Annotated in this window: 23 protein-coding genes; 14 read left to right on the top strand and 9 right to left on the bottom strand. The window is 66.8% G+C overall.

Annotated features, from left to right (window positions below; genetic code table 11):
* Positions 1-95: 95 nt before the first annotated feature.
* Genes EL272_RS12150 through EL272_RS15320 form a run of 4 tightly spaced genes read left to right on the top strand, consistent with a single transcriptional unit; the run spans position 96 to position 4,634 of the window.
* A complete protein-coding gene (locus EL272_RS12150) occupies positions 96-722 on the top strand; it encodes a hypothetical protein (protein WP_061788016.1) in 627 nt (208 codons plus the stop codon).
* On the top strand, positions 719-2,278 hold the full coding sequence (locus tag EL272_RS12145) for a glycosyltransferase (protein ID WP_061788015.1): 1,560 nt from the start codon (positions 719-721) through the stop codon (positions 2,276-2,278). Before EL272_RS12150 ends, EL272_RS12145 begins: the two co-directional genes overlap by 4 nt.
* Positions 2,275-3,855 (top strand): hypothetical protein, encoded by a 1,581-nt coding sequence (locus tag EL272_RS15325; RefSeq protein ID WP_061788014.1) that lies wholly within the window; start codon positions 2,275-2,277, stop codon positions 3,853-3,855. Before EL272_RS12145 ends, EL272_RS15325 begins: the two co-directional genes overlap by 4 nt.
* Positions 3,856-3,884: 29 nt before the next feature.
* A complete protein-coding gene (locus tag EL272_RS15320) occupies positions 3,885-4,634 on the top strand; it encodes an MOSC domain-containing protein (protein ID WP_014847492.1) in 750 nt (249 codons plus the stop codon).
* A gap of 255 nt (positions 4,635-4,889) precedes the next feature.
* Here the strand turns inward: EL272_RS15320 and EL272_RS12135 are convergent, their stop codons facing one another.
* Positions 4,890-5,933, bottom strand: coding sequence for an SH3 domain-containing protein (locus EL272_RS12135; RefSeq protein ID WP_014847491.1), 1,044 nt, complete (start codon positions 5,931-5,933; stop codon positions 4,890-4,892).
* Between the two features lie 336 nt (positions 5,934-6,269).
* Between EL272_RS12135 and EL272_RS12125 the strand changes: the two genes are divergently transcribed.
* Positions 6,270-7,577 carry an Ig-like domain repeat protein gene (locus EL272_RS12125; RefSeq protein WP_061788013.1) on the top strand — a complete coding sequence of 436 codons (1,308 nt, stop codon included), beginning with the start codon at positions 6,270-6,272 and terminating at the stop codon, positions 7,575-7,577.
* 58 nt (positions 7,578-7,635) lie between these two features.
* Here EL272_RS12125 and EL272_RS12120 read toward each other — a convergent pair whose 3' ends face one another.
* Entirely contained in the window at positions 7,636-8,217 is a 582-nt protein-coding gene (locus EL272_RS12120; protein ID WP_159424562.1) for a beta/alpha barrel domain-containing protein, read from the bottom strand.
* A 523-nt stretch (positions 8,218-8,740) separates the two neighbouring features.
* Between EL272_RS12120 and EL272_RS12115 the strand changes: the two genes are divergently transcribed.
* The 4 genes from EL272_RS12115 to EL272_RS12100 all read left to right on the top strand — a co-directional run bounded on the left by EL272_RS12115 (position 8,741) and on the right by EL272_RS12100 (position 12,102).
* Positions 8,741-9,316, top strand: coding sequence for a type II toxin-antitoxin system PemK/MazF family toxin (locus tag EL272_RS12115; protein WP_014847488.1), 576 nt, complete (start codon positions 8,741-8,743; stop codon positions 9,314-9,316).
* 108 nt (positions 9,317-9,424) lie between these two features.
* A complete protein-coding gene (locus EL272_RS12110) occupies positions 9,425-10,558 on the top strand; it encodes a methionine ABC transporter ATP-binding protein (RefSeq protein ID WP_014847487.1) in 1,134 nt (377 codons plus the stop codon).
* Positions 10,555-11,226 carry a methionine ABC transporter permease gene (locus tag EL272_RS12105; RefSeq protein WP_014847486.1) on the top strand — a complete coding sequence of 224 codons (672 nt, stop codon included), beginning with the start codon at positions 10,555-10,557 and terminating at the stop codon, positions 11,224-11,226. The genes EL272_RS12110 and EL272_RS12105 overlap by 4 nt, the downstream gene beginning before the upstream one ends.
* Before the next feature lie 66 nt (positions 11,227-11,292).
* The gene (locus tag EL272_RS12100) at positions 11,293-12,102 is read left to right on the top strand and encodes a MetQ/NlpA family ABC transporter substrate-binding protein (protein WP_014847485.1); all 810 of its coding nucleotides are present in this window, start codon (positions 11,293-11,295) and stop codon (positions 12,100-12,102) included.
* 363 nt (positions 12,103-12,465) lie between these two features.
* Here EL272_RS12100 and EL272_RS12095 read toward each other — a convergent pair whose 3' ends face one another.
* Complete coding sequence (locus EL272_RS12095) at positions 12,466-13,173, bottom strand: hypothetical protein (protein ID WP_123824137.1); 708 nt, start codon at positions 13,171-13,173, stop codon at positions 12,466-12,468.
* 11 nt (positions 13,174-13,184) lie between these two features.
* Complete coding sequence (locus EL272_RS12090) at positions 13,185-14,393, bottom strand: M20 metallopeptidase family protein (RefSeq protein ID WP_061788011.1); 1,209 nt, start codon at positions 14,391-14,393, stop codon at positions 13,185-13,187.
* A 106-nt stretch (positions 14,394-14,499) separates the two neighbouring features.
* Between EL272_RS12090 and EL272_RS12085 the strand changes: the two genes are divergently transcribed.
* The 3 genes from EL272_RS12085 to EL272_RS12075 all read left to right on the top strand — a co-directional run bounded on the left by EL272_RS12085 (position 14,500) and on the right by EL272_RS12075 (position 17,344).
* On the top strand, positions 14,500-15,045 hold the full coding sequence (locus EL272_RS12085) for a 2'-5' RNA ligase family protein (protein WP_082793880.1): 546 nt from the start codon (positions 14,500-14,502) through the stop codon (positions 15,043-15,045).
* Positions 15,046-15,658: 613 nt separating this feature from the next.
* Positions 15,659-16,024 carry a toll/interleukin-1 receptor domain-containing protein gene (locus tag EL272_RS12080; RefSeq protein ID WP_041696675.1) on the top strand — a complete coding sequence of 122 codons (366 nt, stop codon included), beginning with the start codon at positions 15,659-15,661 and terminating at the stop codon, positions 16,022-16,024.
* A gap of 351 nt (positions 16,025-16,375) precedes the next feature.
* Positions 16,376-17,344: a tetratricopeptide repeat protein gene (locus EL272_RS12075; protein ID WP_061788009.1), complete on the top strand. Its 969-nt coding sequence runs from the start codon at positions 16,376-16,378 to the stop codon at positions 17,342-17,344.
* A 115-nt stretch (positions 17,345-17,459) separates the two neighbouring features.
* Here the strand turns inward: EL272_RS12075 and EL272_RS12070 are convergent, their stop codons facing one another.
* From EL272_RS12070 to EL272_RS12050, 5 genes are all read right to left on the bottom strand, one after another.
* On the bottom strand, positions 17,460-18,971 hold the full coding sequence (locus EL272_RS12070; protein ID WP_014847480.1) for a succinyl-CoA:acetate CoA-transferase ScpC: 1,512 nt from the start codon (positions 18,969-18,971) through the stop codon (positions 17,460-17,462).
* A gap of 97 nt (positions 18,972-19,068) precedes the next feature.
* Positions 19,069-19,884 (bottom strand): phosphoserine phosphatase SerB, encoded by an 816-nt coding sequence (serB, locus tag EL272_RS12065; protein WP_014847479.1) that lies wholly within the window; start codon positions 19,882-19,884, stop codon positions 19,069-19,071.
* 365 nt (positions 19,885-20,249) lie between these two features.
* Positions 20,250-21,452 (bottom strand): AAA family ATPase, encoded by a 1,203-nt coding sequence (locus EL272_RS12060; RefSeq protein WP_061788008.1) that lies wholly within the window; start codon positions 21,450-21,452, stop codon positions 20,250-20,252.
* Positions 21,453-21,580: 128 nt separating this feature from the next.
* Complete coding sequence (locus tag EL272_RS12055) at positions 21,581-23,101, bottom strand: S1C family serine protease (RefSeq protein ID WP_244926077.1); 1,521 nt, start codon at positions 23,099-23,101, stop codon at positions 21,581-21,583.
* Between the two features lie 96 nt (positions 23,102-23,197).
* Complete coding sequence (locus EL272_RS12050) at positions 23,198-24,280, bottom strand: class I SAM-dependent methyltransferase (RefSeq protein WP_061788007.1); 1,083 nt, start codon at positions 24,278-24,280, stop codon at positions 23,198-23,200.
* A 220-nt stretch (positions 24,281-24,500) separates the two neighbouring features.
* Between EL272_RS12050 and EL272_RS12045 the strand changes: the two genes are divergently transcribed.
* The gene (locus EL272_RS12045) at positions 24,501-25,016 is read left to right on the top strand and encodes a GNAT family N-acetyltransferase (RefSeq protein WP_014847475.1); all 516 of its coding nucleotides are present in this window, start codon (positions 24,501-24,503) and stop codon (positions 25,014-25,016) included.
* 85 nt (positions 25,017-25,101) lie between these two features.
* Positions 25,102-25,659: an RNA 2'-phosphotransferase gene (locus EL272_RS12040; RefSeq protein ID WP_061788006.1), complete on the top strand. Its 558-nt coding sequence runs from the start codon at positions 25,102-25,104 to the stop codon at positions 25,657-25,659.
* The last annotated feature ends 32 nt before the right edge of the window (positions 25,660-25,691 follow it).

The following is a 25,691-nucleotide window of genomic DNA, read 5'->3' as shown; positions in this document are numbered from 1 at the left end:
GTCAGGTGGCCGTGCAGCGTGGCTTCTTCCTTTCGCCGGGGTGAACCGGAAACATGAATCCCGAGGCAGATCCACCACGCTGAGAGGTTGCCGCCATGGGCGAACCCGACAACACAATGGTGATGGTCCGCAGGAAGGTGTCCTCCCTGGCCGTCGCACTGCACGGAATCAAAGGGCACGCCGTCCTCCTCGTCCTGTGCGGGGTGCTGATCGCGGCGGTGATGCCGCAGTCGCCCGCGCTGCCGGGGCTGTGGCCCGGGTGGCTGGGTTCGCTGCTGGCCGCCGCGGCCCTGCTCTGCGTGAGCCGCAACCAACCCCGGATCGACGACCGCGAGGTGGACCTGATCCTCGCCGTCACCGCGCTGGGAGCAGGGATCTGGATGCTGCGGCAGTGGCCCACCTCCGACAATCCCGTGGCCGTGACCGTCGCGTGGCTGCTCTGCCTGGCTGCGTGCGTGCTGGTGCTCAGCGGCACCCGGGCTGCGATGTGGGTCTGGCCGGCCGCGCTGCCTGCCCTCGGATGGTTGCTGCCCCGGCCCGGCCACCTGGTGGCCATGGCCGTGGCGCTCGCCGCGTGGGGCATCGGCGTGTTCGTGGCGGTGACCCGCAGGGGATGGGCGCCCCACGACCAGCTGGCCCGGATCCCGGCGGCGCGTCACGTCGCGGTGGGTGTGCTGCTGGTTCTCGTGGCCGTCTCGTCGAGGATCGGAGTGATGTCATGACCTCCCCGCCACCGAAGCGCGCACTCGACCGGGGTGCGCTCATCCCGCCCAGGGAAGCCCCGGCCCCTTTTCCCGATTCGGCCTTCGTGGCCCCGGACCGGGCCCTCGACGTGGCCTGCCACGCCCTGGAGCGCCGATCCCCCGCGTACTCGGCCCGTATCGTCCTGGTCCGCTGGCAGCGGCTGCTCCTGGTGGCGGGAATCGTTTCGTCCCTGGCCGGGTTGGTCTTCCTGCCCGGCCCCACCGGGGTGGTGCTGGTCGGGTTGCTGGCCGCCTTCCAGCTCTGGGCGCTCGTGTTCCGTCTGCTGGTGTTCAGGCGTGGCGCGCGGGGCGGACGGATGAGGGTCACCGACGAGGAGGCCCGCGCGGTCCCGGAGAGCCGGTTGCCCACCTACACCGTGCTGGTCCCGGTGTTCCGTAAACCGCGGGTGGAGGAGTTGATCGAAGCCCTCGAACGCATCGACTACCCCAGGGACAAGCTGGACATCCGGCTCCTGGTGGAGGCCGGTGACACCAGTACCGTCGCCGCCGCCGAAGCCCTGCGTCCCCGGGCGCACCTGAGCGTGATCCGGGTGCCCGGGGCCGATCCCCGGACGAAACCGAAGGCCTGCAACTACGGCCTCCTGACCGCGCGAGGGATGCTCTGCACGGTGTTCAACGCGGAGGACCGGCCCGATCCGCTCCAGCTGCGCAAGGCCGTCGTGGCCCTGGAACGGCTGGGTCCGCGTTACGCCTGCGTGCAGGCCCGTCTCGGTTTCCACGGCCCGTCCCGGAACCTGCTGGCCCGCTGGTTCACACTGGAACAAGAGATTCGTTTCGGCAACCTGCTTCCCGGTCTGGTCGACGCATCCGCTCCCGTTCCGCTGGGAGGCACCTCCAGTCATTTCCGGGTGGCCGCGCTCAGGGCCGCCGGGGCGTGGGACCCGTGGAACGCGACCGATGACGCCGACCTCGGCGTCAGGCTGCGCCGGACTGGGTACCGGGTCGGGGCGCTCGACTCCACGACCCTCGCGGAACCCAACCCGGACCCGATCAACTGGATCAAGCAGCGGAGCCGCTGGTACAAGGGCCAGCTGCAGACCTTCCTGGTGCACATGCGTTCGCCGCGGCTGTTCGCCGAGCAGGCAGGCTGGCGGGTCGTCGCGGACACGACGGTTCTCGTCGCAGGGGGTCCGCTGCTCGGTCTCCTCAACGGCCTGTTCTGGATCCTCACCCTGACCTGGTTCGTTCCCCGGGACCCGATCGTGGCCGGGCTGTTCCCACCGCTGGTCCACCACCTGGCGCTGCTCTGCCTGGTGGCGGGCAACCTCTCCGCGATGTACGTGAACCTGTACGCCGCCCGGGTGATGGGGCGCCCCGACCTGCTGGTGGCGGCGCTGCTGAGCCCCGGGTACTGGCTGCTGGCGGGGGTTGCCGCGGTCAAGGCCGTCGTTCAGCTGATCCGCCGCCCGTTCCGCGGAAAGAAGAAGATCCACGGATTCCGCGCGGATCCCGGGCAGCAAGTGGTCGCTGAGCCGCCCGTCGGTGCCCTGACCGCCCGGGAGCGGGTGCCGTGAAGGAGCAGGGACGCTCCCGGGTCTCCGAGGACGGGATCATCATCCTTTTCACCGCGGTGCTCTACCTAGGGGCCGGGGTCTGGCTGGCGGGCCAGGACATCGTCCATCCCGACGCCATGAGCCGGGTGGCCGACGGCTACTTCGCGATGTTCAGCCGCGACCCCCACCTGACGGCCAGCGACTTCCTCCGGGGCCCGTTGCCGTCGCTGGCGGTGATTCCGCTGCTGTTGTTCGCGCCCGTGGTTCCCGTGCTGGCCGCGAAATCGTTCGCGGGGGTGGTGGTCTCGGCGTTCTGCGGTGTGCTGGCGATGGTCCTGGCCCGCAGGCTCCTCGTCCTGTTCGGGATGGGCGGGGGAGCGGCCCTGGTGCTGACGGGAATCCTGGCCGTCCATCCCCTGATCCTGCTCCCCGCCGCATCCGGCGCCAGCGAATCCATGCTCCTGGCGGTCGCGCTGTACGCCACCCTGAACCTGACGCGCTGGCTCAGGGAGGACGATCCCTGGCGCCTGGTGCACGTGGGAACCGGTCTCGGCCTGGCCTACCTGGTGCGCCACGAGGCGGTGGCCGCCGTGGCCGCCACCGTCGTCCTGGTCCTGGTCGTCAGCTGGTGGCGGTCCCGGGGAGGTGGGCGGGCGGGGTCGCTGTTCCTGCTGGACTGTTCACTGGCCGGCGGTCCCTTCGTTGCGGCCTTCGCCCTGTGGGCGCTGGCCTCCCGCATGGCGACGGGATCGTGGTTCGCGGCCGGCGCGTCCTGGCACGGCGATGCCGCGCAGGCCGCCGGGGCCCGGGCGGCCGTCGACGAGGTCACGGGCGGGAACCTCGACGGGGCCCTGACCTATCTCAGCGCCCAGCTGTTGGCGGTGGCGCCCCTCGCGATCCTGTTCATCGCCGTCGCCCTGGTGATCGCCACGTGGCGGCGGGACGCGGGGGTGCTGGGGCCCGCCGCGGTCCTCGGTGGAATCCTGGCCCTCGAAGAGTGGGCCTTCCTGAGCGGATGGTCCTTCGGATGGCTCCGGCTCCAGCTCATGGCGGTCCCCTGGGGGATGTTGATGGCCGGTTACGTCCTGGGGACGCTGCGGGCCGGGGTGGGCAGGCTGGCGTTCCGGAGGGCGACGGCATGGGTGGTGCTGATCGCCACCCTCGTCCCGCTGCCCGTTGCCTGGTGGGCAACCACGGATCCGCGCCTGGCCCGGGAGGAACAGCAGGCGGTGGAGGTCGCACGGTCCGGCCAGTACGCCACACAGGCCCAGGTGGCGGCCTACCTCGATTCCCTGGACCTGCCCGAGGGAAGCGTGATCACCGACACCACCTACTCCTTTCCCATCGTCCTGGCCAGCCGGAGGCCCCGGCAGTTCGTCATCACCCCGGACCGGGATTTCCGGGAGAAACTGGACGATCCCATCACCGGGAGAGTTCGTTACGCCCTGGTGACCGATCCGCAGCGCTCACCGGCCGACGCCATTGCCGCCCGGTTCCCGGGAATCCACGAGAACGGCGCCGGGGTGGCGAACCTGGAACGCCAATGGGTCGACGGCTGCGGGGTGGCGTGGCGGCTCTACGCGTTCGTGACTCCCTGACAGGGGATTTCCGCGGGAGAATGACGACCATGCGGGTGAAGAGTCTGGGGTTTGCCGAGGTCAAGGGAACCGCGATCCTGCCGCGCGAACGCATCCGGGTCGGGCCCAGTGGGGTGGCGGGAGACCGGAGGTTCGCGGCGGTCGAAGCGGGTGGCGGGGCCGTGCTGAGGACCGTCCGGAACCCGGCGCTGCTGGCCGTGCGCGCCCGGTGCGACGGGTCCGCGCTGGAACTGGGGTTCCCGGACTCGTCGCGCGTGACCCAGCTTCTCGAAGTGGGGCGGCGATGGGACGCCGACTACTGGGGCAGGCGACTGGAGGTGGAGGAACTGCCCGGCCCCGCAAGCCGGGCCCTGGCCGGGTATCTCGGGCAGGACTGCGTGCTGGCGGGGTTGGTTCGTCCGGGTGGTTTCGTCTTCGGAGCTCCCGTGAGTCTTTGGTTCGCCAGCTCCCTGGCCGAACTGGAGCGGCGCATGGGAGGCCCGGTGGATCCGCGTCGTTTCCGCCTCACAGTCGGAGTGGATGATCTGACCGAGCCCGTCGACGAGGAGACTCTGGTGGGTTCTCGGCTGCGGATCGGGGAGGTGGATGTGCTGGTGGAGGAGTGGATCGGGCGTTGTCCCGTCGTGAACCTGCACCCGGAACACCCGGGAGGGGAGGCCGACGTGCTGGCGGTCCTCGCCGATTACCGGACTCGCGAAGGCAAGGTCTGCTGGGGAGTGGCGGGCCGCGCCTTGAACGAGGGCGTCGTGACAGTCGGTGACGGGGTGGCGCTCATCTGAGCCGTCCAGGTCAGGGCCTTCAGACACCACACAGGGACGACACCACACGATCCCACCCAGAACTGATTGGTCCGAGCCTCCCTTGGGCACGAATCGCGGAAGAAAAACGGTTCAACGTCGTGTGGCGACGTTGAACCGTCGATTCCCCGCGATTCGTGAGCGGGGAGGAGGGGCCTGGCCGGGGGACGGCACGATTCGTGAACGGGGAGGGGCAGGGCGTGCGGTCCGGGTCGGTGGGGGCGTTTCGTGCCTGGCTCAGCCGCCCACCGAGATGTGGACGTGGTCGTAGTGGTTCGCCGTGGCCGACCCTCGATCCGACATGGAGCGCCAGCCCTCGGAGGCGCGCTGGGTGGTCCAGATCTTCTGGGCGTGGATGACCTCGATCACGCCGAGGCTCTTGGCGTTCTCCCTCAGCCATTTGGCGATCTCCCAGGCGCGGTCGCCGGAGATCATCACATCGATGGCGCGACCTTGACCGTGATACCCGGACTCGTTGCGGTAGCCGCCGTAGGACTTCACGTCTGGGAAGGTCGCGCAGACCGTGTGCAGCACGGAGATCGTCTTCGAGGTCAGTCCGGATTCGATGCTCTTCGCGGAAGAGGACGAACAGGTGCCGCTGGAGGAACCGCCGGAACCCGATCCGCCGGAACCAGAACCGGAGCCGGAGGAGGACGGGCTCTCGGGTTTCTTGTCAGTGAGCAGGTCGGACTTCACCCAACCCGCGCGGCCCTTGTAGGAGATCTGCTGCCAGCCGTTCGAGGTGACGTTCGTCACGGTCACCGCGATGCCCGCGTCGAGCGTGGTGCGCACGTCGTAGTCGGAACCGGGACCGGTCCGGACGTTGGCCGAGGACGCGATGTACTTCTCGCCGGTCTTCTCACCGAGCTTGGAGGGGTCGAAGGTGTTGGTCGGGGCGGCCGTGGTGGGTTCCTCGGTGGGGGTGGCGGTTTCGCTCGGCGTCGCCTCGGGGGTTTCAGTGGGGGTCGGTAGCGGATCCGGGCTGCTGGTCTCGGCGTCACCGGACGGGGATACGGAGGGCAGCGGGGCGCGCTCGCCACCACGGCTCACGCCGAGGTCCGTGTTCTGGTAGCTCGGGTCGGCGGTCTGATCGGTATTGCCTCTGCTAGCGATTGCGAAGGAGCCTGCCACCACCAGGCCGGACAGTGCGATGGGGGCCAGCAGTTTGCCGAGGATGCGCGGGCGTTTTGCCTCCCGTCGCGGGGAAGTGACGGCGGGAGGGGTGATGTCGAGGACGTCTTGGTCGTCCTCCTCCAGGAAGGCGCGTCGTGCCTTTACCATGGGTCCCCTCATTTCTTAGAATTGCCTGAACTTCTCTCAGGATAGGTTGTGGTTGTGGATTGCACAAACCACGCGCCGGTGAACTGAGTGCCGGAGGTATCATCCCACGCCCAACGGATCACGTCATCTCGTCAATCCCGCTTCTGCGATGCGGACAGCAAACGGTAGGCTGGAAAGTGGGCTTGGCGACGGGGTGTCGGCGGCTGCCGGGGGTGAGCGGGCGTGAGTTCGCGGTGGAACTTTCACCCCGGGGCTCGGCGTTGGAGGTACGGGCGCCATGGCACCTTGTGTTCCTTCCCGGTAATCTGCACAGGACCCTCCTGAAAAGGAAACTGAATGAGTTCACCGATCTTGCGGGCGAGACGAACGGCCCTGAGCCTGCTGCTGGCGGCTCTGCTGGCCCTGCTCGTCCCGGGCCTCAAGGCCTGGGCGGACCCGGCCCCAACGCAGATTCAGGCCAGCGTAGCGGCGGACACCGCGGGACACGTCAAGGTGACGGGAGTCCTCCGTGACGGTTCCGGTCGCGGGCTGGGAGGCGGACAACTGACCGCGTCTGTCGCGGGACAGCCGCTGCAAACCGTCGCCAGCGGAGGCGACGGCGCCTTCGCCATGGAGTTCAACATCCCCGCGGACAAACTCACCGGACCCCAGGACCTCGTGATCTCCTACCCCGGGGACGCGCAGCACGCCCCGTCGTCGCAAACCTCGCGGATCGAGTTCTCGGCGCAGGGAACAACCGCGGTGACTCTGGAGGTCGAACCCGCCAGCACGACCCCGGGAGACCCCGTCAGGGTGGTGGGCAGCGTCAAGACGGTTTCCGGTGAGGCGGTCTCGGGTGGTGTGGTGACCTTCGCCTACGAGGGTGCCACGCTTTCCGACTACACCTTGGTCACGGACGCCAGCGGAAACTTCGACGGCTATGTGGAGATTCCGGGAACGGCCGCCGTTGGCACCGGGAAACTGATCGCGACTTTCACGGGCGGCGCGAACCTGCAACCCGGGTCGGCGGAGAAGGAGATCACCGTCAACGCGCCCATAGTCGAGAGCAGCCCCACTCCAACCGCGAGCGAGGCCACCGAGGGTGCGGCCCCGCAGATCCCGTCCCAGACGGCCAGCACGCGCCCGGCCGCCACCACCTCACCGTCCGGCGCCGCGGCGCAGGGTGAGGGACGCGGCGGGTCCCTGCTGTGGTGGCTCTTGGGCGGAGGCGTGGTGCTCGTCGCGGCCGCGGCGCTGGCGGTGCTCGGTTTCATCGTCCGCTCTCGGCGCAGGGACGCGGATGAGGAAACCTCGGGGTTTATCGGCGACGGGAAATTACTCGAGGACGAACCCGAGGAGATGGGCTATGGTCTGGCTCCGGGGCTGGACGACGAGACCGAGGTGCGTGCGGAAACCGAGTTCATGGCCCCCCAGGAGGCCACCGAGGTTTTCGCGCCCCGGAGGGAACCCGAGACGCAGACCATGCAACCCGCCTGGTTCCGTGAGGGGGAGGACGTGCCACCGCCGGCGCCGCGTGCCCCCGGCGAGGACTGGGACGACTTCACCGAAGCCGAGATCACCCAGGTCCGCATGCGTGACCAGGCGCCGCCGCAGGATCCGCAGCCGCGCCGCGGAGGTGACCCGCGGCCGCGCCGCGGGATCTGAGACGCCTGTCCCAAGGAGACTGCCGGATTCGGGCGGTGAGACCGCGATCGGTGTTTTTCTAGGCGAGGCTTCGGCAGCGGTCACGGAGGGCCGCCAAGTCGCCGCCCGTGAGGGCGTCGCCGATCAGGTGCTGGTCCATGCACACCGCGGGGGAGCCCGCTTTCAGCCACTGCTTGGCGGTGAAGGAGATCAAACCGCCGCGCGGTACGACCCTGCCTATCAGCCCCAGCTCCCGCAGGTGCTCCGCCATTGTTGGTCCGACGACTTCCGCGGGGCGCAACTGCACCCCGGTCACGGGCATCTCCAGCACGGTCAACGTCTCATTGGGTGTCATGGCGGAGGCGTAACAGGCCACCTTTAGCGTGGCCGCGGCGATCGCGATGTCCGGGGACAGGAAGTCGGGAAGGATGAAATCCGCTCCCCGCGCCACCAGGGCCGCCGGATCATCCACCGGGCCGTGCGCTCCGAGCCTGACCCGCTGGCCGTAGAGGGACGCGAGTTCCTCGAAGTCCGGTGCCCCGGTGGGCAGCGACAGGTTCGTCACTCCTTCTTGGGCCAGCACCTCCACGACTCCGATGTGGTCGTCGAGGGGAGCGTCGTCGAGCAGCGCGACGATGCCGTTCAGGGGTGCATCAGACATGGTGGCAATCATGCCATCGAGCCGGCGACCCGGATCCCGAGGACCCATGACCGGGGCATCAATCATAACTTAGGGCCGAAACCGCTCGGCCGGGACCAAGCTGCTGGGACGGATCGCCGGGACCGTTCCGGAGGGGCCAGGGAGGGCGCCCCCACGATCCTGGCGAAGGTTACAAACACCCCTTGTCAAGGGTAAATGTCTCTTCGGGAGGGCCAAAGGGCGGGCAAGAGGGATTGCTTGCGGTTAACGTGCTGGCGGTCAAACGATTATTCACGGTTAACGCGAGGGGCGATTTGCTTCCCTGTGGGGGTCGAGTGCTGTAACGTAGTTCTTGCCGGAGCGCAGGAGACGTAGCCTGTTCCCCCCATCTGGGCAGCGGACCGCGACGCCGGCTCCCGGCTAGCCGGGACCCAAGGACGCCCGCGCCCGCCCGAACCCCCCCATCGGACGGGCGCGGGCCTCTGGTTTACCGAAACTCCCACCGCGCGCCGCCCGTTTATGCAGCAGGCCCTAGGGTGATCCCATGAGCAACTGGCTGGGCAACCTGCTGTCACGGATCTTTCGCGACCTCGTGGCTCAGTTCAGACCCGACGTGAACCGGTCACGCCGGAGCCGCAGCACGAGGAGGCGTACCACGAGAACATCCAGCAACACGGGGCAGCATCCGAGCGGTTCCCGTCGCACCGGAGGGTCGGGGCGCCGCGAGTACCCGGGAGATTTCAAGGGAACCCCCAGGATCACCTACTCCCCGGCTCCCGGGGAGGAGGCCGACCCGGGCGAAGTGGTCTGGACCTGGGTGCCCTACGAGGAGGATCACAGGGACGGTAAGGACCGGCCCGTGCTGATCATCGGCCGCGACCACGAGTGGCTGCTCGGGCTGCTGCTGACGTCCAAGGATCACGACCGTGACGCCGCCCAGGAGGCCCGGTGCGGACGGCTCTGGATGGACATCGGAACGGGGGAGTGGGATCCGCAGCGACGCCCCAGCGAGGTGCGCATCAACCGGATCCTCCGCATCGACCCCGACGGTGTCCGCCGGATCGGTGCCGTCCTAGACCACGAAGTCTTCGAGGCCGTCGCCGCAGCGGTACGGGCCTGAACACCGCCGAACCGGACAGTGACGAAGGTGTGGGAATTTACGCGAGGTCTTTCGGGTTGATGCAATGTGTTGGCCCCTGAGGAGCACGCCAACCATCCAGGAGGGTTCTTGATCACCGTAACCGACCTGCGCAAGGTCTATAACCAGTCCGGACGCAAGGTGCGTGCCCTCGACGGAGTCTCCCTGACCGTCCCCAAGGGCAGCGTCCACGGCATCATCGGCCATTCCGGGGCGGGAAAATCCACCCTGGTGAGATGTCTGGCCATGCTGGACCGTCCCACCTCGGGAAGGATCAAGATCGGTGGTGTGGAACTGACCAAGGTTCACTCAACCGCGCTGCGCAACGCCCGCCGGCGCCTGGGGTTGGTGTTCCAGCACGCGAACCTGTTCGATTCCCGCACCGTGTGGCGCAACATCGCCTACCCCCTGGAGGTCCATGCCTCCAGACGGGAACGTTCACTCGAACTGCTTGAGATTTTCATCCGTTCGATCCTAGGGCCGTTTACCGAACACATCAGCCGGCCCAACTTCCGTATCGGCAGATGCCTTTTGGAATCCCAGGGGCGCCGGGACTTCATTCGGAACCGCGCCCTCGAACTGCTGGACCTCGTCGGGCTGGCGGATGCCGCGAAGGCCCATCCAGCGCAGTTGTCGGGCGGACAGCGGCAGCGGGTCGGCATCGCTCGGGCGCTCGCCACGAACCCCGCTGTGTTGCTGTGTGACGAACCCACCTCCGCCCTCGACCCCCGAACCACCGACGAGATCCTCGACCTGCTCCTCGACCTGCGCTCCCAGTTGGGCCTGACCATTCTCGTGATCACCCACGAGATGCACGTGGTCAAACGCATCTGCGATTCCGTCTCGCTGCTCAAGGCGGGACGGATCGTAGAATCCGGACCACTCACCGAGGTGATCCGCACCCTCGACGGGTCGCTGTCTCAGACGCTGCTGGGAATCCCACCCCACGACCCCAGCGTCGAGAACGGCGGACAACTCATCGACGTGCTCGCATCCGGCAGCACCGCCGACCGTCCCGTGGTCGCGCTCACATCGCAGCACTTCGGGGTGACGATCCCGATCGTCGCGGGCAGCGTCGAGCACCTGGCCGGGATCACCTTCAGCCACCTCAGGCTGCGTGTCCCGGAGGGAACCGACCCCGACGCGGTGATGGGATACCTGCGCCAGCTCGGCGCCGATGCCAAACGCACCCCCACATCCGAGCTGAACGGAGCCGGCCGATGATCCCCCTCGAACTGAGCCTCGACGACATCCTCCGGGCTCTCGGGCCCGCGATCTACGAGACCCTCATCATGGTCGGCATCTCCAGCCTCGCCACCGTTGTCCTGGGGCTGCCGCTCGGCGTGGTGCTGTTCGTCACTCAACGCGGCGGGATCGTGGCGAATCCGGTGCTCTCGATCACGTTGTCCACCATCGCCAACATCACCCGTTCCATTCCCTACGCCATCCTGATGCTGAGCCTCATTCCGTTCACCCGGTGGCTCACCGGATCATCGGTGGGACCGATGGCGGCCTGCGTGTCGCTGACCATCGGTGCCGTGCCGTTCTTCGCGCGGCTCGTGGAATCGGCGCTGCGTGACGTCCACCCCGGCAAGGTGGATGCCGCCCACGCCATGGGATCCACCCGGATGCAGACCGTCACCAAGGTACTGCTGCCGGAGGCCGGTCCGTCGCTGATCGCCGCCATCACCACCACGGTGGTCACGCTAGTCGGGTACTCCGCCATGGCGGGGCTGATCGGCGGCGGTGGTCTCGGGCGTCTCGCCTACAACTACGGCTATCAGCGCTTCGAGACATCCGTGCAGCTGATCACGATTGCGATCCTCGTGGGAATGGTTCAGCTGATCCAGATGTTGGGAGATGTGGTGATCCGTCGCGTCGATCACCGCTGAACAGGAACCGGCGCGACATGACAACAGCGGCCAACTCGTGGTTGGCCCGGAAAGGACGCAGCCATTATGCGTAAACACCTGTCCCTGCTGGCGGCCTTGTTGGCCGCGATCCTGACACTGACCGCCTGCGGTGGCGGAAGTTCGTCGGACAAAACCAAGGTGAGGGTCGGGGCCAGTCCCGTGCCTCACGCCAAGATCCTCGAATACGTCCGCGACAACCTCGCGGCGGAGGCCGGGATCGAGATCGAGATCAAGGAGTTCGACGACTACGTGCTCCCGAACTCGTCCCTGAACGACGGTTCCCTGGACGCCAACTACTTCCAGCACCTGCCCTACCTGGAAGACGAGATGAGGGACAAGGGCTACAAGTTCGCCCACGGAGAGGGAATCCACATCGAACCCATGTCCGTGTTCTCCAAGAAACACACCGACCTTTCCACGGTGCCCGACGGAGCGGTCGTCGCCATCAACAGCGACGTGACGAACCAATACCGTGCCCTCAAACTGCTGGAGCAGGCCGGCCTGCTGAAGAATCTCACCAAGGACTCCACAGTTCTCAACCTGACCGCCGAGCAGAATCCCCGCGGCCTCGACTTCAAGGAGAACCAGCCCGAGATCAACGTGCAGCTGTTGGACGATCCCGCCTTCGACCTGGTCTTCGTGAACTCCAACTTCATCCTCAGCGCGAACCTGGACACCAGCAACGCGCTGCTGGCCGAGCAGGTGGAGAACAACCCCTACGCCAACATCCTCGTGTGGCGTGAGGACAACACCAACCAGGGCGTGAAGAAGCTCGACGAACTGCTGCACAGCCAGCAGGTCAAGGACTTCATCAAGCAGACCTGGCCCAAGGGCGAGGTCCGCGCCTCCAGCTGATCCCTTCAAGGGGATCCCAGCTGGTTGAGCCGGGGTCGAGTCGAAACCCCATCCTGAAGTTGGTTGAGCCGGCCTGCTCGCTCTGCGAGCTGGTCGTGTCGAAACCGTGTCGTGGGTGTCCGGGGACTTGTGGTCGGGTGGTTTCGACTCGGGCTGCTTCTTCGTCGCGGTCCGGCTCAACCGGCTTTGCCCTCCCTGAAGTTGGTTGAGCCGGCCTGCTCGCTCTGCGAGCTGGTCGTGTCGAAACCATGTCGTGGGTGTCCGGGGACTTGTGGTCGGGTGGTTTCGACTCGGGCTGCTCCTTCGTCGCTGTCCGGCTCAACCGGCTTCGCCGAGACACCCCTCGTCGTCAGCCCTCCGAAACTAGCGGAAACGCGGCAGGCGACCGTAGAAGATTCTCTCCGGGGTCCGGTAGGTTTCCTCCAGCTTCGCCCGATGGGTAGCGAAATACCGGAAATAGCGGGTCGTGTCGGGCAGGAACACACACACCGCACCCAGCAGAGCCAAACCGACCCCGACCAGGGCCCACAGGTCGAACAGCAGAACCGCGACCCCCGTCAGGGCCAGCGACGCCACCGAGATGATCCGAGCCCAACTCCAGCCGATCCACGCCTGGTAGCCGGCGACGGCACAAGCGCCCGCGACCAGCACCAGGAGGAGCGCCAGTACCCCCTCCAAAGTCAGCGACAACCATTTACCGGGGGCGGGGGCCACCCACTGGATCAGGTGCGCCGACGACGAATAAGTGTTGGGATGCACCGCAAGCCACCAGTGTCGCGCATAGACCGCAGTCACGGCGGCGGCCGCCAGGCAGAACAGCACCAACCCCACCAGCACGCTCCACGGGCGGGGTGGTTCCCCCGTGCGCTTCGACAGCGGCACGTCATGGCGCAGCACCGGTAACGGCGGTAGCGTCGCGATCTCCTTCGGGACGGGCGGGGCAGCGGCGACGGCTGCGGCCCTGTCGGGTTGGGGGCCGTCCACGAGTCGGCGGGGTGTCGCAGCGCCCTGGGGGGCGGGGGCCGCCGGGGGATACGGGATGGGCGTGGGAGGTGTCGGCTGGGTGGTCATCACCGACCAGACTACTGGGCGGAGGGCGCGAGGTGCCTGTGGGCCAGTTCGGCCAGCAGGGCGGCGCCGTCGGCGACCACCGAGTCGTCGAACCGGCAGTAGGCGGAGTGGTTCATCGGGGCCGTGGCCGGATCCAGCTCCGGCAGGCAGGCCGACAACCCGATGAAGCAGCCGGGTGCGGTCTCCAGGATGCGGGAGAAGTCCTCGGCCGCGGCCAGGGGCTCGCTCCAGCGGACGTGCCGGTGTTCGCCGAACAGCTCCTGGACCACATCGGCGACGTGATCGGCGGCGGCGTCGTCGTTGACGGTGACGGGGTACTGCTCCACCACCTCGATTTCCACCCCGACGCCGTGGGCGCGGGCGATGCCCTCCAGCAACTCCGGCCACAGCTGCTTCAGGCGCGTCCGGGAGGCGTCGGAGAAGGTGCGCATCGTGGCGTCGAAGAAGGCCTCCTCCGGGATCACGTTCGCGACGGTACCGGCCTGGACCCGGCCGACGCTGACCACCACCGGATCGAAGACGCTGAACCGTCTGGTCACCATGGCGTGGGTGGCGGTGATCATCTCCGCCATCGCGGGAACCGGGTCGGCAGCCAGGTGCGGGGCAGAGCCGTGCCCGCCACGCCCGATCACCCGCACCTTGATCTCGTCGGTGCTGGCCATCACCGGGCCGGGTTTGGTGGAGAAGGTGCCGAGGGGATCGAGACCCGCCCACACGTGAATGGCCCAGGCGGCCTCGGGGCGCCGGCCCGCGACGTCGAGGAGACCTTCGTTCAGCATGTGGAGGCAGCCGTTGACGCTCTCCTCGCCCGGCTGGAACTGGAAGATCACGTCCCCGGCCAGTTCGTCGCGGTGCGCGACGAGGGCCTTGACCGCCCCCACCAGCAGCGACATGTGCAGGTCGTGGCCGCAGGCGTGCATGTTCCCGTTCGTCGAGGTGAAGGGTTCGCCCGACAGTTCCTTCACGGGCAGCGCGTCCATGTCGCCGCGCAGCAGCACCACGGGGCGTTCGCCCCCGCCCGGGGCGGTGCCGCGCAGCACCGCGACGACGCTGCTCAGCGACCTGCCCAGTGTGATCTCCAGCGGCAACCCTTCGAGGGCTTTCAGGATCCTGGCTTGGGTCAGCGGCAGGTGGAGGCCCACCTCGGGGATCTGGTGGAGTTCGCGGCGCAGGGCCACGAGTTCGGTGTTCAACTGGTTGCAGTACTCCCGGATGCTCACGGGCCCCAAGTCTTCCACGAACCCGCGGATCGCCGGGAGCCGCCCGCATCGCGACTCGCCTCCGCCCAATGCCGCGTAAATGCTGTGAAAAACATAAGATGTCCTCATGCAAGCCGTCCGTAAGCCTTATCTGGTGCGCCGGCAATCAGCGCTGATGCTGAAATGCTCGGACACGGAACCGGCGTTGCAGACCCTACGCGAGCGTTTGGACCCGTCGGCCGCCGACGGGGTCTCGGCGCATCTCAACCTGCTGTACCCGTTCACCACCAACTTGTCGATGGACGACGACGACGCCCTGATCGACGTGCTGCGTGACTTCGGGCGGTTCCACATCGATTTCACCAGCACCGGCTGGTTCGGTACGGATTCGGTGTACCTCGTGCCCAGCGAGGCGGCGGTGCTGACGAACCTCGTCACCCGGATCCGTGAGGTCTTCCCCGAATACCCCGCCTTCGGGGCCGTTCCCGAACGGGCCGTCCCGCACGTCACCATCGGCAAACGCGCGCCCCTTTCTGAGTTGAAAGCGGCTGAGGCCGAGGTGCTCAGCAAACTACCGATCCGCCAGGTCTGCACCACTGTCGAACTGTGGAGCGGTCCGCCGCCCGGAACCGGTCGCTGGCAACGGCACCGCACCTACCAGCTGGGAACCTGACCCCATCGTCCCGGAAGCTGGTTGAGCCGGGTCGCGAGGGACGAGCGGCCCGTGTCGAAACCATCCGGCAGCTGAACAACAGGCCCGATCGCGAGTTCTCGGATGTGTGCACGGTGGTTTCGACTCGACTGGCTCGCTGGCGCTCGCTGGTCGGCTCAACCAACTTCGGACAGGACAAAGCTGGTTGAGCCGGGTCGCGACGAAGGAGCGGCCTGTGTCGAAACCATCCTGCAGTCGAATAACAGGCCCGATCGCGAGTTCTCGGATGTGTGCACGGTGGTTTCGACTCGACCGGCTTGCTGGCGCTTGCTGGTCGGTTCAACCAACTTCGGATAGGACAAAGCTGGTTGAGCCAGCACGTGAGCGTCAGCGAACGGCTGTGTCGAAACCATTTCTGGCGCCTGGTAGAAGGTCCCGACCCGCGGGTGGGGCTGACCTGTCCGGGGCCGTCGGCGGTTCTGTCCGTCAATAGGGTTCGTAAAGGTTGTTCAGCGATTCTCAGGAGGATGTCGTGTCGATACCGCCAACGGATCCGGAGAACCCCACCCTTTCTGGGCACCCCAGGTATTCGGTGTTTGTGAGTTATTCCCGCCGGGATGATGTCGTGGGGTGAGTGGAGCAGTTGGTGGAGGCGCTGCGCCGGGAGGCCCGGCAGGTTCTTGATGACGGATTCGAGGTGTTCTTTGATCGTCATGATCTGAGGACTCGGGAGGAGTGGCGGACCCAGTTGGCGTGGGCGGTTCGCGAGGCCGAGGTGCTCATGGCGTGTGTGTCCAAACCCTATTTCGAGAGCGATTTCTGTTTGTGGGAGTTCCAGGAGTACGAGGTCAAACCGACGGGCCCGGATACCGGGGAAGGGTTGGTGCCGGTGCTGCTGGAGGACACATCCGAACAGGACCAGCCCGATCAGGAGCATCGGGACTGGCATGCCCGGGTGACGGAGATGCAGGGTCAAGACCTTAGATGTGTTCACCCGTGATGCCGCCCCAACCCTGGAGGGCGCGGAGGCCCGGATCCGGGCCCTGGGTGATGACCTGTATCAGCAGAGACAGAACCGTCGCTGTTGAGAAGTTGTTGTCGGTGATCCTCGAGCAGTCACTCACCGACCTGGAACACGCCCTCCCCGGCTCCTTGCAGGTCCTTCGACTGGCCGCCGCTATACCACCCGACACCATTCCCTGGCCCTGGCTGGAGGAACTGACCAAACGGACCAATCCGGAGGTGTTTGAGCCGACACCGCAGTTCCTGAAGGGCCGCTGGACCCGGATCCGCCGCACCCTGGAAGGCCGCGACCTGATCACCGAAACGCCACCCCGGAACAACAGGCCGCATGCACCGCCTCGTCGCAGACCACATCAAAACCCAAAACCCACAAGAAACCGATCTGGTGAATGATTTCATCATCCAAAGAGCCCAGAAGCTCGGTACAGATTTCACACAAGCACCAGAATTGTGGGAGATCGATTCCATCGCCGACGCCCTGCCCGGCATTCTGACCTGCAAACCGGAACTCCTTGGGCACATTGCAGATTTTGTCCGCTTGGTTGCTTTGAGGTATGTGACTGATACCCGCATCACAGCCATGCTGCAAAACCTGACCACCCACCTATCAGGCACCAGCACCCGAACCAGTTTCCTCGCTCATACGCTGCTGGGCGACGCGCTCCAAAACACCGACCCTGCGCAAGCCCGAGAGAGCTACCAGAGATCCCTCGCCGTCACCCGCTACCTGGTCGAAACCTGGCCCGAGGATCTCCAGGCTCGTCGGGACCTTGCTATTTCTTTGGAGAATGTTGCGGGCATGCTGAAGCATAGTGATCCCGGGCAGGCTTTGGAGTTGTATGAGGAGTCTCTTGGTATCGGTCGGGACCTGGCTGAGCGGTTGTCGGGTGATTTTCAGGCTCGTCGGGACCTCACGGTTGCTTTGATCAATGTTGCGGGCATGCTGGAAAATAGTGATCCCGGACGGGCCTTGAAGCTTTATGAGGAGTCCCTTCGTATCAGTCGGGAGCTGGCCGCGCAACTGCCCGGGAATCTTCAAGCCCTGTGGGATCTGGGGGTTGCGGCAGCGCGACTGGCCCAGTTGCTGCCCACCAAGGACCCCGAGCGGATCCCCCTGTGGCGAGAAGCAGCCATCAGCCTTCGCGACGCGCTGGCGATACAACCAGAAAACAAAGAGCTGGGACGCATGTCCTACTACGTCGCCCTCTACTACGCCGACTGCGACCCCGACGATCGGGACGAGTGGCTCGCATACGCCGCCGAACTGGCCGAGCGCTTCGGATTCGGAAAGGAATGATTCAGGGGCTTTCCTGAAGGGGCCGGTGATCGACCTCGACGACTGTGCGCCGGATGTGAAAATCCCCCGGCCCGTTCGGGGGCCGGGGGATCCGCAGGCGTTCAGGACCCGGGTGTCACTTCATGGAGCCGGTCTCCAGGAAACGCACGTGCCAGTTGAGGGCCGTCGCCAGGTCGTGCGGGGTCTGCTGGCCGTTGGCCTTCGTCGCCGCCAGTTTCACGTACTCGCGCAGCGGTTCCTTGAAGTCCGGGTGGGCGCAGTTCTCGATGATCGCCTGGGCGCGCTGGCGCGGGGCCAGGCCACGCAAGTCCGCGAGTCCCTGCTCGGTGATGATGACGTCCACGTCGTGTTCGGTGTGGTCGACGTGGCTGACCATCGGGACGATCGCGGAGATCGCGCCACCCTTCGCCGTCGACGGGGTCACGAACGAGGAGAAGTAGCCGTTGCGGGTGAAGTCACCGGAACCACCGATGCCGTTCATCATGCGCGAACCCATGACATGGGTGGAGTTCACGTTGCCGTAGATGTCGGCCTCGATCATGCCGTTGCAGGCGATGACACCCATGCGGCGGATCACCTCGGGATGGTTGGAGACATCCATGGGACGCAGGATGATGTGGTCGCGGTAGAACCTGGCCTTCTCGTTCATCCGCTCCGCGGCCTCCGGGGACAACGAGAACGCGGTACCGGAGGCGACGGTGACCTTACCGGCGTCGATCAGGTCGACCATGCCGTCCTGGATCACCTCGGTGTAGGAGGTGAGGTTCTCGAACGGACCCTCCAACAGACCCGCGAGCACCGCGTTGGCGATGTTGCCCACACCCGACTGCAACGGCAGCAGGTTCTCGGGCAGCCGGCCGTGCTTGACCTCGTTGGTCAGGAAGTCCAGGAGGTAGCCCGCGATCGCCCGGGAATCGTCGTCGAGGGGCTTGAACGGGGTGTTGCGGTCCGCGGCGTTGGTCTCGACGACCGCCACCACCTTGTCGGCGTCCACCTTGAGCACCTTGTCGCCGATCCGGTCGCCCGTGCTGGTGATGGGAAGCGCGCCACGGTTCGGGGGCAGGACACCGATGGGGTAGTAGACGTCGTGCATGCCGAACAGGTCCTCGGACTGCCACGAGTTGACCTCGATGATGACCTTGTCGGCCTGCTCGAGATAGGTGCGGTTCAGGCCGACCGAGGAGGAGGGCACGATGTCGCCGTCCTCGGTGATCGCGGTGGCCTCGACGACGGCGAGGTGCAGCGGGCCCAGGAAGCCCTGCGACACCTGCAGCCCCATGTGCGAGAGATGGATGTCGCAGTAGTTGGTGATGCCCTTGTTGATCGCGGTGCGCATCTCGGGATCGGACTGGTAGGGCGCACGGAACGCGACGCCCCCCGTGCGGGCCAGCGCCCCGTCGAGCTCAGGTGCGGTCGAGGCCCCGGTCCACATGCCGATGCGGAATTCCTCACCCTTCTCGTGCGCGGCTTCGATGCGCGCGGCGAGGGCCTTGGGGAACTCCTTGGGGTACCCGGCACCGGTGAAGCCCGAGAAACCGATGTTCCAGCCGTTCTCGACCAGAGCGGCTGCGTCCTCAGCGGACATCAACTTGGAGCGGAAACCCTCGTTGTGAATCCGACCTGACATATTCCCTCCTTGGAAAACCTGCACTTGGATGCAAGGCAAGCGTATCGGCTTTGCCGGATGGTGGCCCAGCCAGGTGCCGCCTTGCCCGCGGGGCTCCTCAGGGCAGGGCCAGGGCCGTCACCGCGTCGAGCCGGGGGAAGTTGATCACCGCATCGGCCCGAGCGGCGGTCACGGGTTTCGCCCGGTAGGCCACACCGAGCCCGGCCGCGGCGAGCATGCCCAGGTCGTTGGCGCCGTCGCCCACCGCCACCGCGTGCTCCAATGGCACCTGCGACGTCGCGGCGAACCGGGTGAGGTCGCGGGCTTTCTGGTCGCGATCCACCACCGTTCCGATCACCCGGCCCGTGAGCGCCCTGTCACGGATCTCCAGCTCGTTGGCGTTGAAGAAATCAAGGCCCAGCTCCTCGGCCAGGGGAGCCACGAGCGCGGTGAACCCACCCGAGGTGACCCCCACCAGTACCCCGGCCTCGTGGAGGGCGGCGACGAGCTCCCGCGCTCCCGGCGACAAGGTGATGCGGGGCAGGACCTCGTCGAAGACCCGGACCGGCAGGCCCTGCAGCGTCGCGACCCGCTCCCGCAGCGACTCCGCGAAATCCAACTCACCACGCATCGCCCGTTCCGTGATCGAGGCGACGAGCTCCCCGGTGCCGGCGTGCTCCGCCAGCAGGTCGATGGCCTCCGTCGTGGTCAAGGTGGAGTCCACGTCCATCATCACCAGACGCGCCGGCTGCTCGGCGAGGGGACCCGCGACCACCCCGCCCGAGGCGACCTCCAGGAGTCGTAGGCGCAGCTGTTCCGGATCGTCGGTCTCGACGACGGCGCGGGCAACGTGACCGAAGGGCCGCGGCTGCCAGGTAGCGTCGAAGGGCAGGTCGACGGGCTCCGGGTTCAGGGCGATCAGGCGGGCGCGCATGGCGTCGAGGGTATCCGAATCAAAGCGCGACGGGCCGTTTCGCCCCGAAGACGGTTGAACCGAGCCTCACGAGCGTCGGCGAGCGGGGTACGTCGAGACCACCTCATTCCCAAGCCGGTTGAGCCGGCCTGCGAGCGTCAGCGAGTAGGGCGTGTCGAAACCGTGGTGAGGGTGTCCGGGGACTTGGGGTCGGGTTCTACCCGTTGGGTGCCGGTAGTGGTTTTGACTAAGCCGTTCGCTTCGCTCACGAGCTGGCCCAACCAACTTCAAAGGGGTGGTTTCGACTCGGGTCGCTCGTCCTCGCTCCCCGGCTCAACCATCTTCGGAGAGGGGTGATCGCGACCCGGCTCAACCGGTTTTCAGGGTCAGGACAGCAGATCCTGCCACCAGGCAGCGAACGTAGGGCAGCGGTTCAGGATCGCGCCGAGCCCCGCTTTCGCGGGGCGTCCCCCGAGGAGATTCATCTCCCACAGGTTGCCCGTGGAGTAGTTCTCCAGGAAAGCCGCGAGGAACGCCTCGTCGGGACGTGAGGCCTCCGTGGCGCCGTCGACCCTGTCGAGGACGACGATCTCGCCCAGGTCGAAGTGGGACACCAGCGGCACCGACTGGGTGGCCAGGAGGACCCTGTGGCCGTTGCGTCCCGCGACGCGGGCCATCTCCGCGAGCAGGTCGATCGCTGCCGGGTGAAGCCCGAGCTCGGGCTCGTCCAGGACCACCGTCGCGGGAAGGTCCGGCCCCAGCAACAAGGCGGCCAGGCAGATGAAACGCAGCGTGCCATCGCTGGCCTCACGTGCCAGGAAGGTGCGGTCCAGGTCCCGCTGCTTCCAACGCAGCCGGATTCGTTCCGAGGGATCGGGTCTGAGAACGAAATCGTCGAAGAAAGGCGTGACGCGCCGGATGGCAGCCACGATCCGCTTGTAGTGCCCGGGGTGTTCCCGGCTGACCCTGTGAAGGTAGGCGGCGATGTTCTCCGCATCGGAACGCCGGGCCAGGTCGTCGCCGACCGTCGACCATCCCTTCACGGGCGCGTGACCGGAGACGTCGTCGAAGTGGAAAACGCGACAACCCTCCAGGATGGGACGCACGTACCTGGCGAAGTTCGGCAGTTTCCCGGAATCCTCCGACTCGGTGATGTCACGAACCCGGCTCCGGGAACCGAAACCCAGGTTCTTCTCGTAAGGGCGGTGCCGCTCGTGTCCCGCCTGGAAGAGCAACCATTCGTGCAGCTCCGCCAGACCCGAACCGGTCACCTCGTCGGGGCGGAGCGCCACCCGGTAACCATTCCGGGTGTCCCGCTCATCGAACCCGGACATGAGGGTGATGAGAATGCGATCCGCCCTGGTCTGTTCACCCTCGAAGAGGAGATTGTCCACGCCCCCGCGGCGGCGCAGGTACTCCTGGAAGGAGTCATCCCAGATGCGCGACACCAACTCCAGGGCGCTGACGAGATTCGACTTGCCCGATCCGTTGGCCCCGATGAGCACCGTGACGTCGGTGCTCAGGTCCAGTTCGACGTGTCGAATCGATCCCAGCCCCTCCACGACAAGGTGTCCCAGCGCGGTAGTCATGCGACGGGCCTAGGCCATGCCGCGGATGCGTCGGTCACGTCACCGGGAAATACTGGCCGGCGCCGTGGCCTCCCGGAGTGGGGCGGGAGACCACGGCGCCGGCTCGGCAGCGATTGTCGGAAGACCTCTCAGTTCGCAGTTCCAAGGGTCACTTTCAGTTCAAGGGTTTCGCTGCCTCGGAGTACCTTCAGGGTCACCTCCTTCCCCACCTCGTAGCTGCGCACCTGCGCCACGAGGGATTCGGAACCGACCACAGGGGTGCCGTCGATCGCTGTGATGAGATCACCCTTCTGCAGCCCAGCTTGTGCGGCTGCAGAACCCTGGGTGACGTCCTCCACCTTGGCGCCGAGCTGGGTGCCGGAGGTGCCGTTGCTGGCCCGGATTCCCAGTTGCGGGTGCTTGACGGTGCCGTTGGCGATGAGTTGCTCCACCACGGACTTGACCTGGGCCGACGGGATCGCGAAACCGATCCCGATGTTGCCGGACTGGCCGGAGGACGAACCGTTGGAGGCCAGCGACGCGATGGAGGATGTGATGCCCACCAGCGCACCGGACGAATCCACCAGCGCACCACCGGAGTTGCCGGGGTTGATGGCGGCGTTGGTCTGGATTGCGGAGGTGACCACCACGTCGCTGTCCCGTTGGCTGTTGAAATTGGTGTCGTCGACGCTGTTGTCGTTGACCGCTTGGGTCGTGACGGGCCGGTTCAGGGCGGAGACGATGCCGGTGGTCACCGTGTCGGACAACCCCAGCGGGTTGCCGACCGCCATCACCGGTTGCCCCACCTTGAGCTTGGAGGAATCCCCCCAGGACGCGACCGTCAGGTTCGACGGCGGGTTCTCGAGTTTCAGCACGGCCAGGTCGGTGGAGGGATCGGTGCCGACGACCTTGGCCGAGTAGGTCTTGTCGCCGATGGTGACGCTGAGCTTGGCGCCCTGCCCCGCGCCGGAGACCACGTGGTTGTTGGTCACGATGTGGCCCTTGGCGTCGATGATCACACCGGAACCCTGTCCTTGTTTGTTGCTGCCCTCGACCTTGATCGCCACCACGGCGTCCTTGATGGCGGCCGCCGTCGCGGTCCAGTCGGGGCTGTTCGCGGAGGCCTGCGTCACCTGGGTGGTGGTGGCCGTCGAAAAGCCGCTGGAGCTGCTGTTCAGGTAGTGGTTCGCGGCGATCGCGCTGCCCCCACCCACCCCGGCCGACAGCAGGGCGACGGCGACGAAGGCCGCCAAGGTCTTCCGGGTCTTCCGGGGTTTCTTCGTCGCGGTTGCGGTCTGCGCCTGTGCCGGGGCCGAGTTGGAGTAGGGCCCTGCCGCTTGGTTCGCGCCGGAGGGGAGTTGGGGTGCGGCGGGGGCAGGTCCTTGGCCCGCCTGGGGGTTCTGGACCATGTGGGGGCCTTGAACGGCTTGGGGTCCTTGAGGACCTTGGTGCATGGGGGCTCCCGCGGGCTGGAAGGTGGGGGTGCCCTGGCCGGGCTGCTCGGGCCCGGAGGCCGCCTGACCGGTTTGGGGGCTGGTCTGGTCGGCTTGGGGATTGGCTTGGCCGGGCTGCGAAGCGGGCTGTTGGGAGCCGGCTGCGTTCCGGAAGGGATTCCCGGGCAGACCCTCCTGGGTGTTGTGGGCCGGGTGGTTGTTCTCCTGGTTCGTCATGAGGCTCTCCTGTTCGCTTCGTTGGCTACAGGAAATAGAGAACTCCGGGAATCTGTGCGTTACCTGTGTGTTGTGTGCGCGCTTCCTGTGGGCAGGTCACAGGTTTGTAAACGTCAGTTGATAGTTCCGGTCCTGGGCTACGACCCTGGTCCGACCAATCCGGGTGGCGAGCTCTCTGCGCCACGGCAGATGGGAGTTGAACACGCACCAGAGCTGCCCGCCGGGACGCAGCACCCGGGCGGCCTCGTCGAACATCCGCAGGGTGGGTGCCGACTCCTTGGCGTGCCCCCGGTGGAAAGGGGGATTGGTGGCGATCACGTCGAAGCTGTGGTCGGGGAAACCGGACAGGCCGTCGGTCCAGCGGACTTCGATGTCGAGACCATTGGCCTGAGCGGTGGCGCGGGTGGCAGCCACCGCCGACCAGGAGACGTCGATCGCGGTTGTCTCGAGTCCTCGACGGGCCAGGACCGCGGCGATCACCCCGTTGCCGCACCCCAGGTCCAGCGCGGTTCCTTCCCCGGGATCCAGGTGATCCAGGAGGAGCCGGGTGCCGTCGTCGATCCGGTTGCCGTTGAAGGTGGCGCCGTGCGCGACGAGGACCAGACCGAGGTCCGGATGGCGGCGGGCCTTGGGCCATTCGGTTTCGAGCTGGTTCGGTCCCCAGGCCCGCAGCACGCGGCACTTGGAACGCCCGAGGCTGGCGTTGACGGCCGTGAAGTGGCGGACCAGCACCTGGTTCATGGAGCGGTTCATGTGCTTGACCCTCGCCCCGCTGAGGAACATCACATCCGGGGCGCCCTGGACGCTGGCGCAGTGTTCGTCCAAAGCGGCCAGGGATTTCGGCAGATGCCCCCACACCAGATCCACCCCGCGCAATTCACCAGGATGGGAGACGAGCAGGCCGGGATCGATCTCGGACACGGCCTGCGCGTCACGCAGGTCGTCGCACCAAACCCTCACATCGCCGCTGCGTTCCAGGGCGGCCGTGACGAGCCCCGGGGCGTCGATGACGGCGATGGCCCCGGCCCGTTCAGGTGATTCGTCCAGGATCAGTGGGTCGACGGGATGCATGATGAAATCCTCCCACTGCAAAGAGAAATCGACGCTGATCCGGCGCCACTGCGCAGGGTTGTTGTGCGCGCCCCGGGCCACCACCGGATGGCCGCGGTGGAGGGTCATCGTTCGCGGAACCTTCTTCAACGGGACCCTGTTGCCGCGGCCGTTCCAGCAGATCGTGTCTTTCCTTCCCCCGGGCGCGCACAGATCCGGATGATGTCCGTAGCGCGGCCAGGGCATGGTGGCCCCGCTTCCGATGCTGGCCTAGACTCGTGGGCGTGATCCGTTTCTGACACCGTTCACCAACCCACCCGGCCAGTCCCGTCACGAAATGGATTCCGTCATGCCCTCCGACCTGCTCACCGCTGATCTGTCCCTCCTACCGGCCCGTGCCCTCCCCGAACCGTTGCCGCGGATCATCAGAACCGACGATCTCGAACCGCTGGCCCGGCTCTACCTGATCAGCTATCCCCCGGGGATCGGGGCCGGGAGTCACGCCGAGGCCATTTCGGAGATCGCCGCTACCTTCGAGGGCGACTACGGTGTTCTCCGTCCCGGGGCCAGTCTCGTGGCCGAGGCCGGTGGCCGGCCCGCAGGGGCCGTGCTGACGGTGGAGCGTTCCATCTGGGACGAGGGACTCGAAGGGCCCTTCATCATCGACCTGTTCGTCGATCCGCAACTCCGTGGCCGGGGAATCGGGCGGGCCCTGATGACCGGCGCGATGCTCGCCTGCCGGAATGCGGGCGATGCCCAACTGTCCCTGCGGGTGGGGGAGGGGACCTCGGATGCGGCCCACCGCCTCTACGGGTCGCTGGGATTCCGGAGGGCCGGTTCCCCGGCATCGCGAAAGCGGCCCTGAGGCGGGCTCGCGCTCTTTGAAGTGGTGTGGCATGCTTCCTGCGCGGTGACGGGGTCGTCGCCGAGGAACCACCCGGGAGTCATTGATGAAGAAACCATCCACCGAACTCAGCCGCGTGCTCTCCCACGCCCTGCGGCACGACCCCGGTCGCTACGGGCTGGAACTCGACCCCGAGGGTTGGGTGGGTCTCGGGGAGGTCGTCGCGGCGCTGCGGAGCAGGCCGGGCTGGGAGTCGGTGGGAGTCGCCGACATTGAGGAGACCCTGGCGGCGGCCAGCAAACAGCGACACGAGATCCGCGACGGCCGGATCCGGGCGATCTACGGGCACTCCCTGCCCGAACGCATCGAACGAACCCCCACCACCCCGCCCGACCTGCTCTACCACGGCACCTCCCCGGACAACCTGGAACGCGTGATGCGCGAGGGGCTGCTGCCCATGTCGCGGCAGTTCGTGCACCTGTCCACAGATGTCGAGATGGCGTGGGCGGTGGGGTCGCGGCACGCGTCGCGCCCGGTCGTCCTGCACATCGACGCCACAGCGGCCCACGCCGCCGGTATCCCCTTCTACAAGGGCAACGACAAGGTGTGGTTGGCCGACGAGGTGCCGCCTCGATTCGTGACCGCCCAGACCTTGACGAACTGAGAAGATCCGCGCGGTGCGCGGCAACCGGGCGC

This window comes from Arachnia propionica (assembly GCF_900637725.1).
Lineage (GTDB): Bacteria > Actinomycetota > Actinomycetes > Propionibacteriales > Propionibacteriaceae > Arachnia > Arachnia propionica.
This window is presented reverse-complemented; position numbering and strand designations above follow the sequence as displayed.

Coding starts and splice junctions, on each gene's coding strand:
- EL272_RS12095 (WP_123824137.1), bottom strand. CDS start 13,173: ATGACCACCCAGCCGACACCTCCCACGCCCATCCCGTATCCCCCGGCG.
- EL272_RS12060 (WP_061788008.1), bottom strand. CDS start 21,452: ATGACTACCGCGCTGGGACACCTTGTCGTGGAGGGGCTGGGATCGATT.
- EL272_RS12085 (WP_082793880.1), top strand. CDS start 14,500: ATGCAAGCCGTCCGTAAGCCTTATCTGGTGCGCCGGCAATCAGCGCTG.
- EL272_RS15320 (WP_014847492.1), top strand. CDS start 3,885: ATGCGGGTGAAGAGTCTGGGGTTTGCCGAGGTCAAGGGAACCGCGATC.
- EL272_RS12150 (WP_061788016.1), top strand. CDS start 96: ATGGGCGAACCCGACAACACAATGGTGATGGTCCGCAGGAAGGTGTCC.
- EL272_RS12045 (WP_014847475.1), top strand. CDS start 24,501: ATGCCCTCCGACCTGCTCACCGCTGATCTGTCCCTCCTACCGGCCCGT.
- EL272_RS12120 (WP_159424562.1), bottom strand. CDS start 8,217: ATGTCTGATGCACCCCTGAACGGCATCGTCGCGCTGCTCGACGACGCT.
- EL272_RS12115 (WP_014847488.1), top strand. CDS start 8,741: ATGAGCAACTGGCTGGGCAACCTGCTGTCACGGATCTTTCGCGACCTC.
- EL272_RS12050 (WP_061788007.1), bottom strand. CDS start 24,280: ATGACCCTCCACCGCGGCCATCCGGTGGTGGCCCGGGGCGCGCACAAC.
- EL272_RS12145 (WP_061788015.1), top strand. CDS start 719: ATGACCTCCCCGCCACCGAAGCGCGCACTCGACCGGGGTGCGCTCATC.
- EL272_RS12105 (WP_014847486.1), top strand. CDS start 10,555: ATGATCCCCCTCGAACTGAGCCTCGACGACATCCTCCGGGCTCTCGGG.
- serB (WP_014847479.1), bottom strand. CDS start 19,884: ATGCGCGCCCGCCTGATCGCCCTGAACCCGGAGCCCGTCGACCTGCCC.
- EL272_RS12075 (WP_061788009.1), top strand. CDS start 16,376: ATGCACCGCCTCGTCGCAGACCACATCAAAACCCAAAACCCACAAGAA.
- EL272_RS12055 (WP_244926077.1), bottom strand. CDS start 23,101: ATGACGAACCAGGAGAACAACCACCCGGCCCACAACACCCAGGAGGGT.
- EL272_RS12070 (WP_014847480.1), bottom strand. CDS start 18,971: ATGTCAGGTCGGATTCACAACGAGGGTTTCCGCTCCAAGTTGATGTCC.
- EL272_RS12135 (WP_014847491.1), bottom strand. CDS start 5,933: ATGGTAAAGGCACGACGCGCCTTCCTGGAGGAGGACGACCAAGACGTC.
- EL272_RS12125 (WP_061788013.1), top strand. CDS start 6,270: ATGAGTTCACCGATCTTGCGGGCGAGACGAACGGCCCTGAGCCTGCTG.
- EL272_RS12100 (WP_014847485.1), top strand. CDS start 11,293: ATGCGTAAACACCTGTCCCTGCTGGCGGCCTTGTTGGCCGCGATCCTG.
- EL272_RS12040 (WP_061788006.1), top strand. CDS start 25,102: ATGAAGAAACCATCCACCGAACTCAGCCGCGTGCTCTCCCACGCCCTG.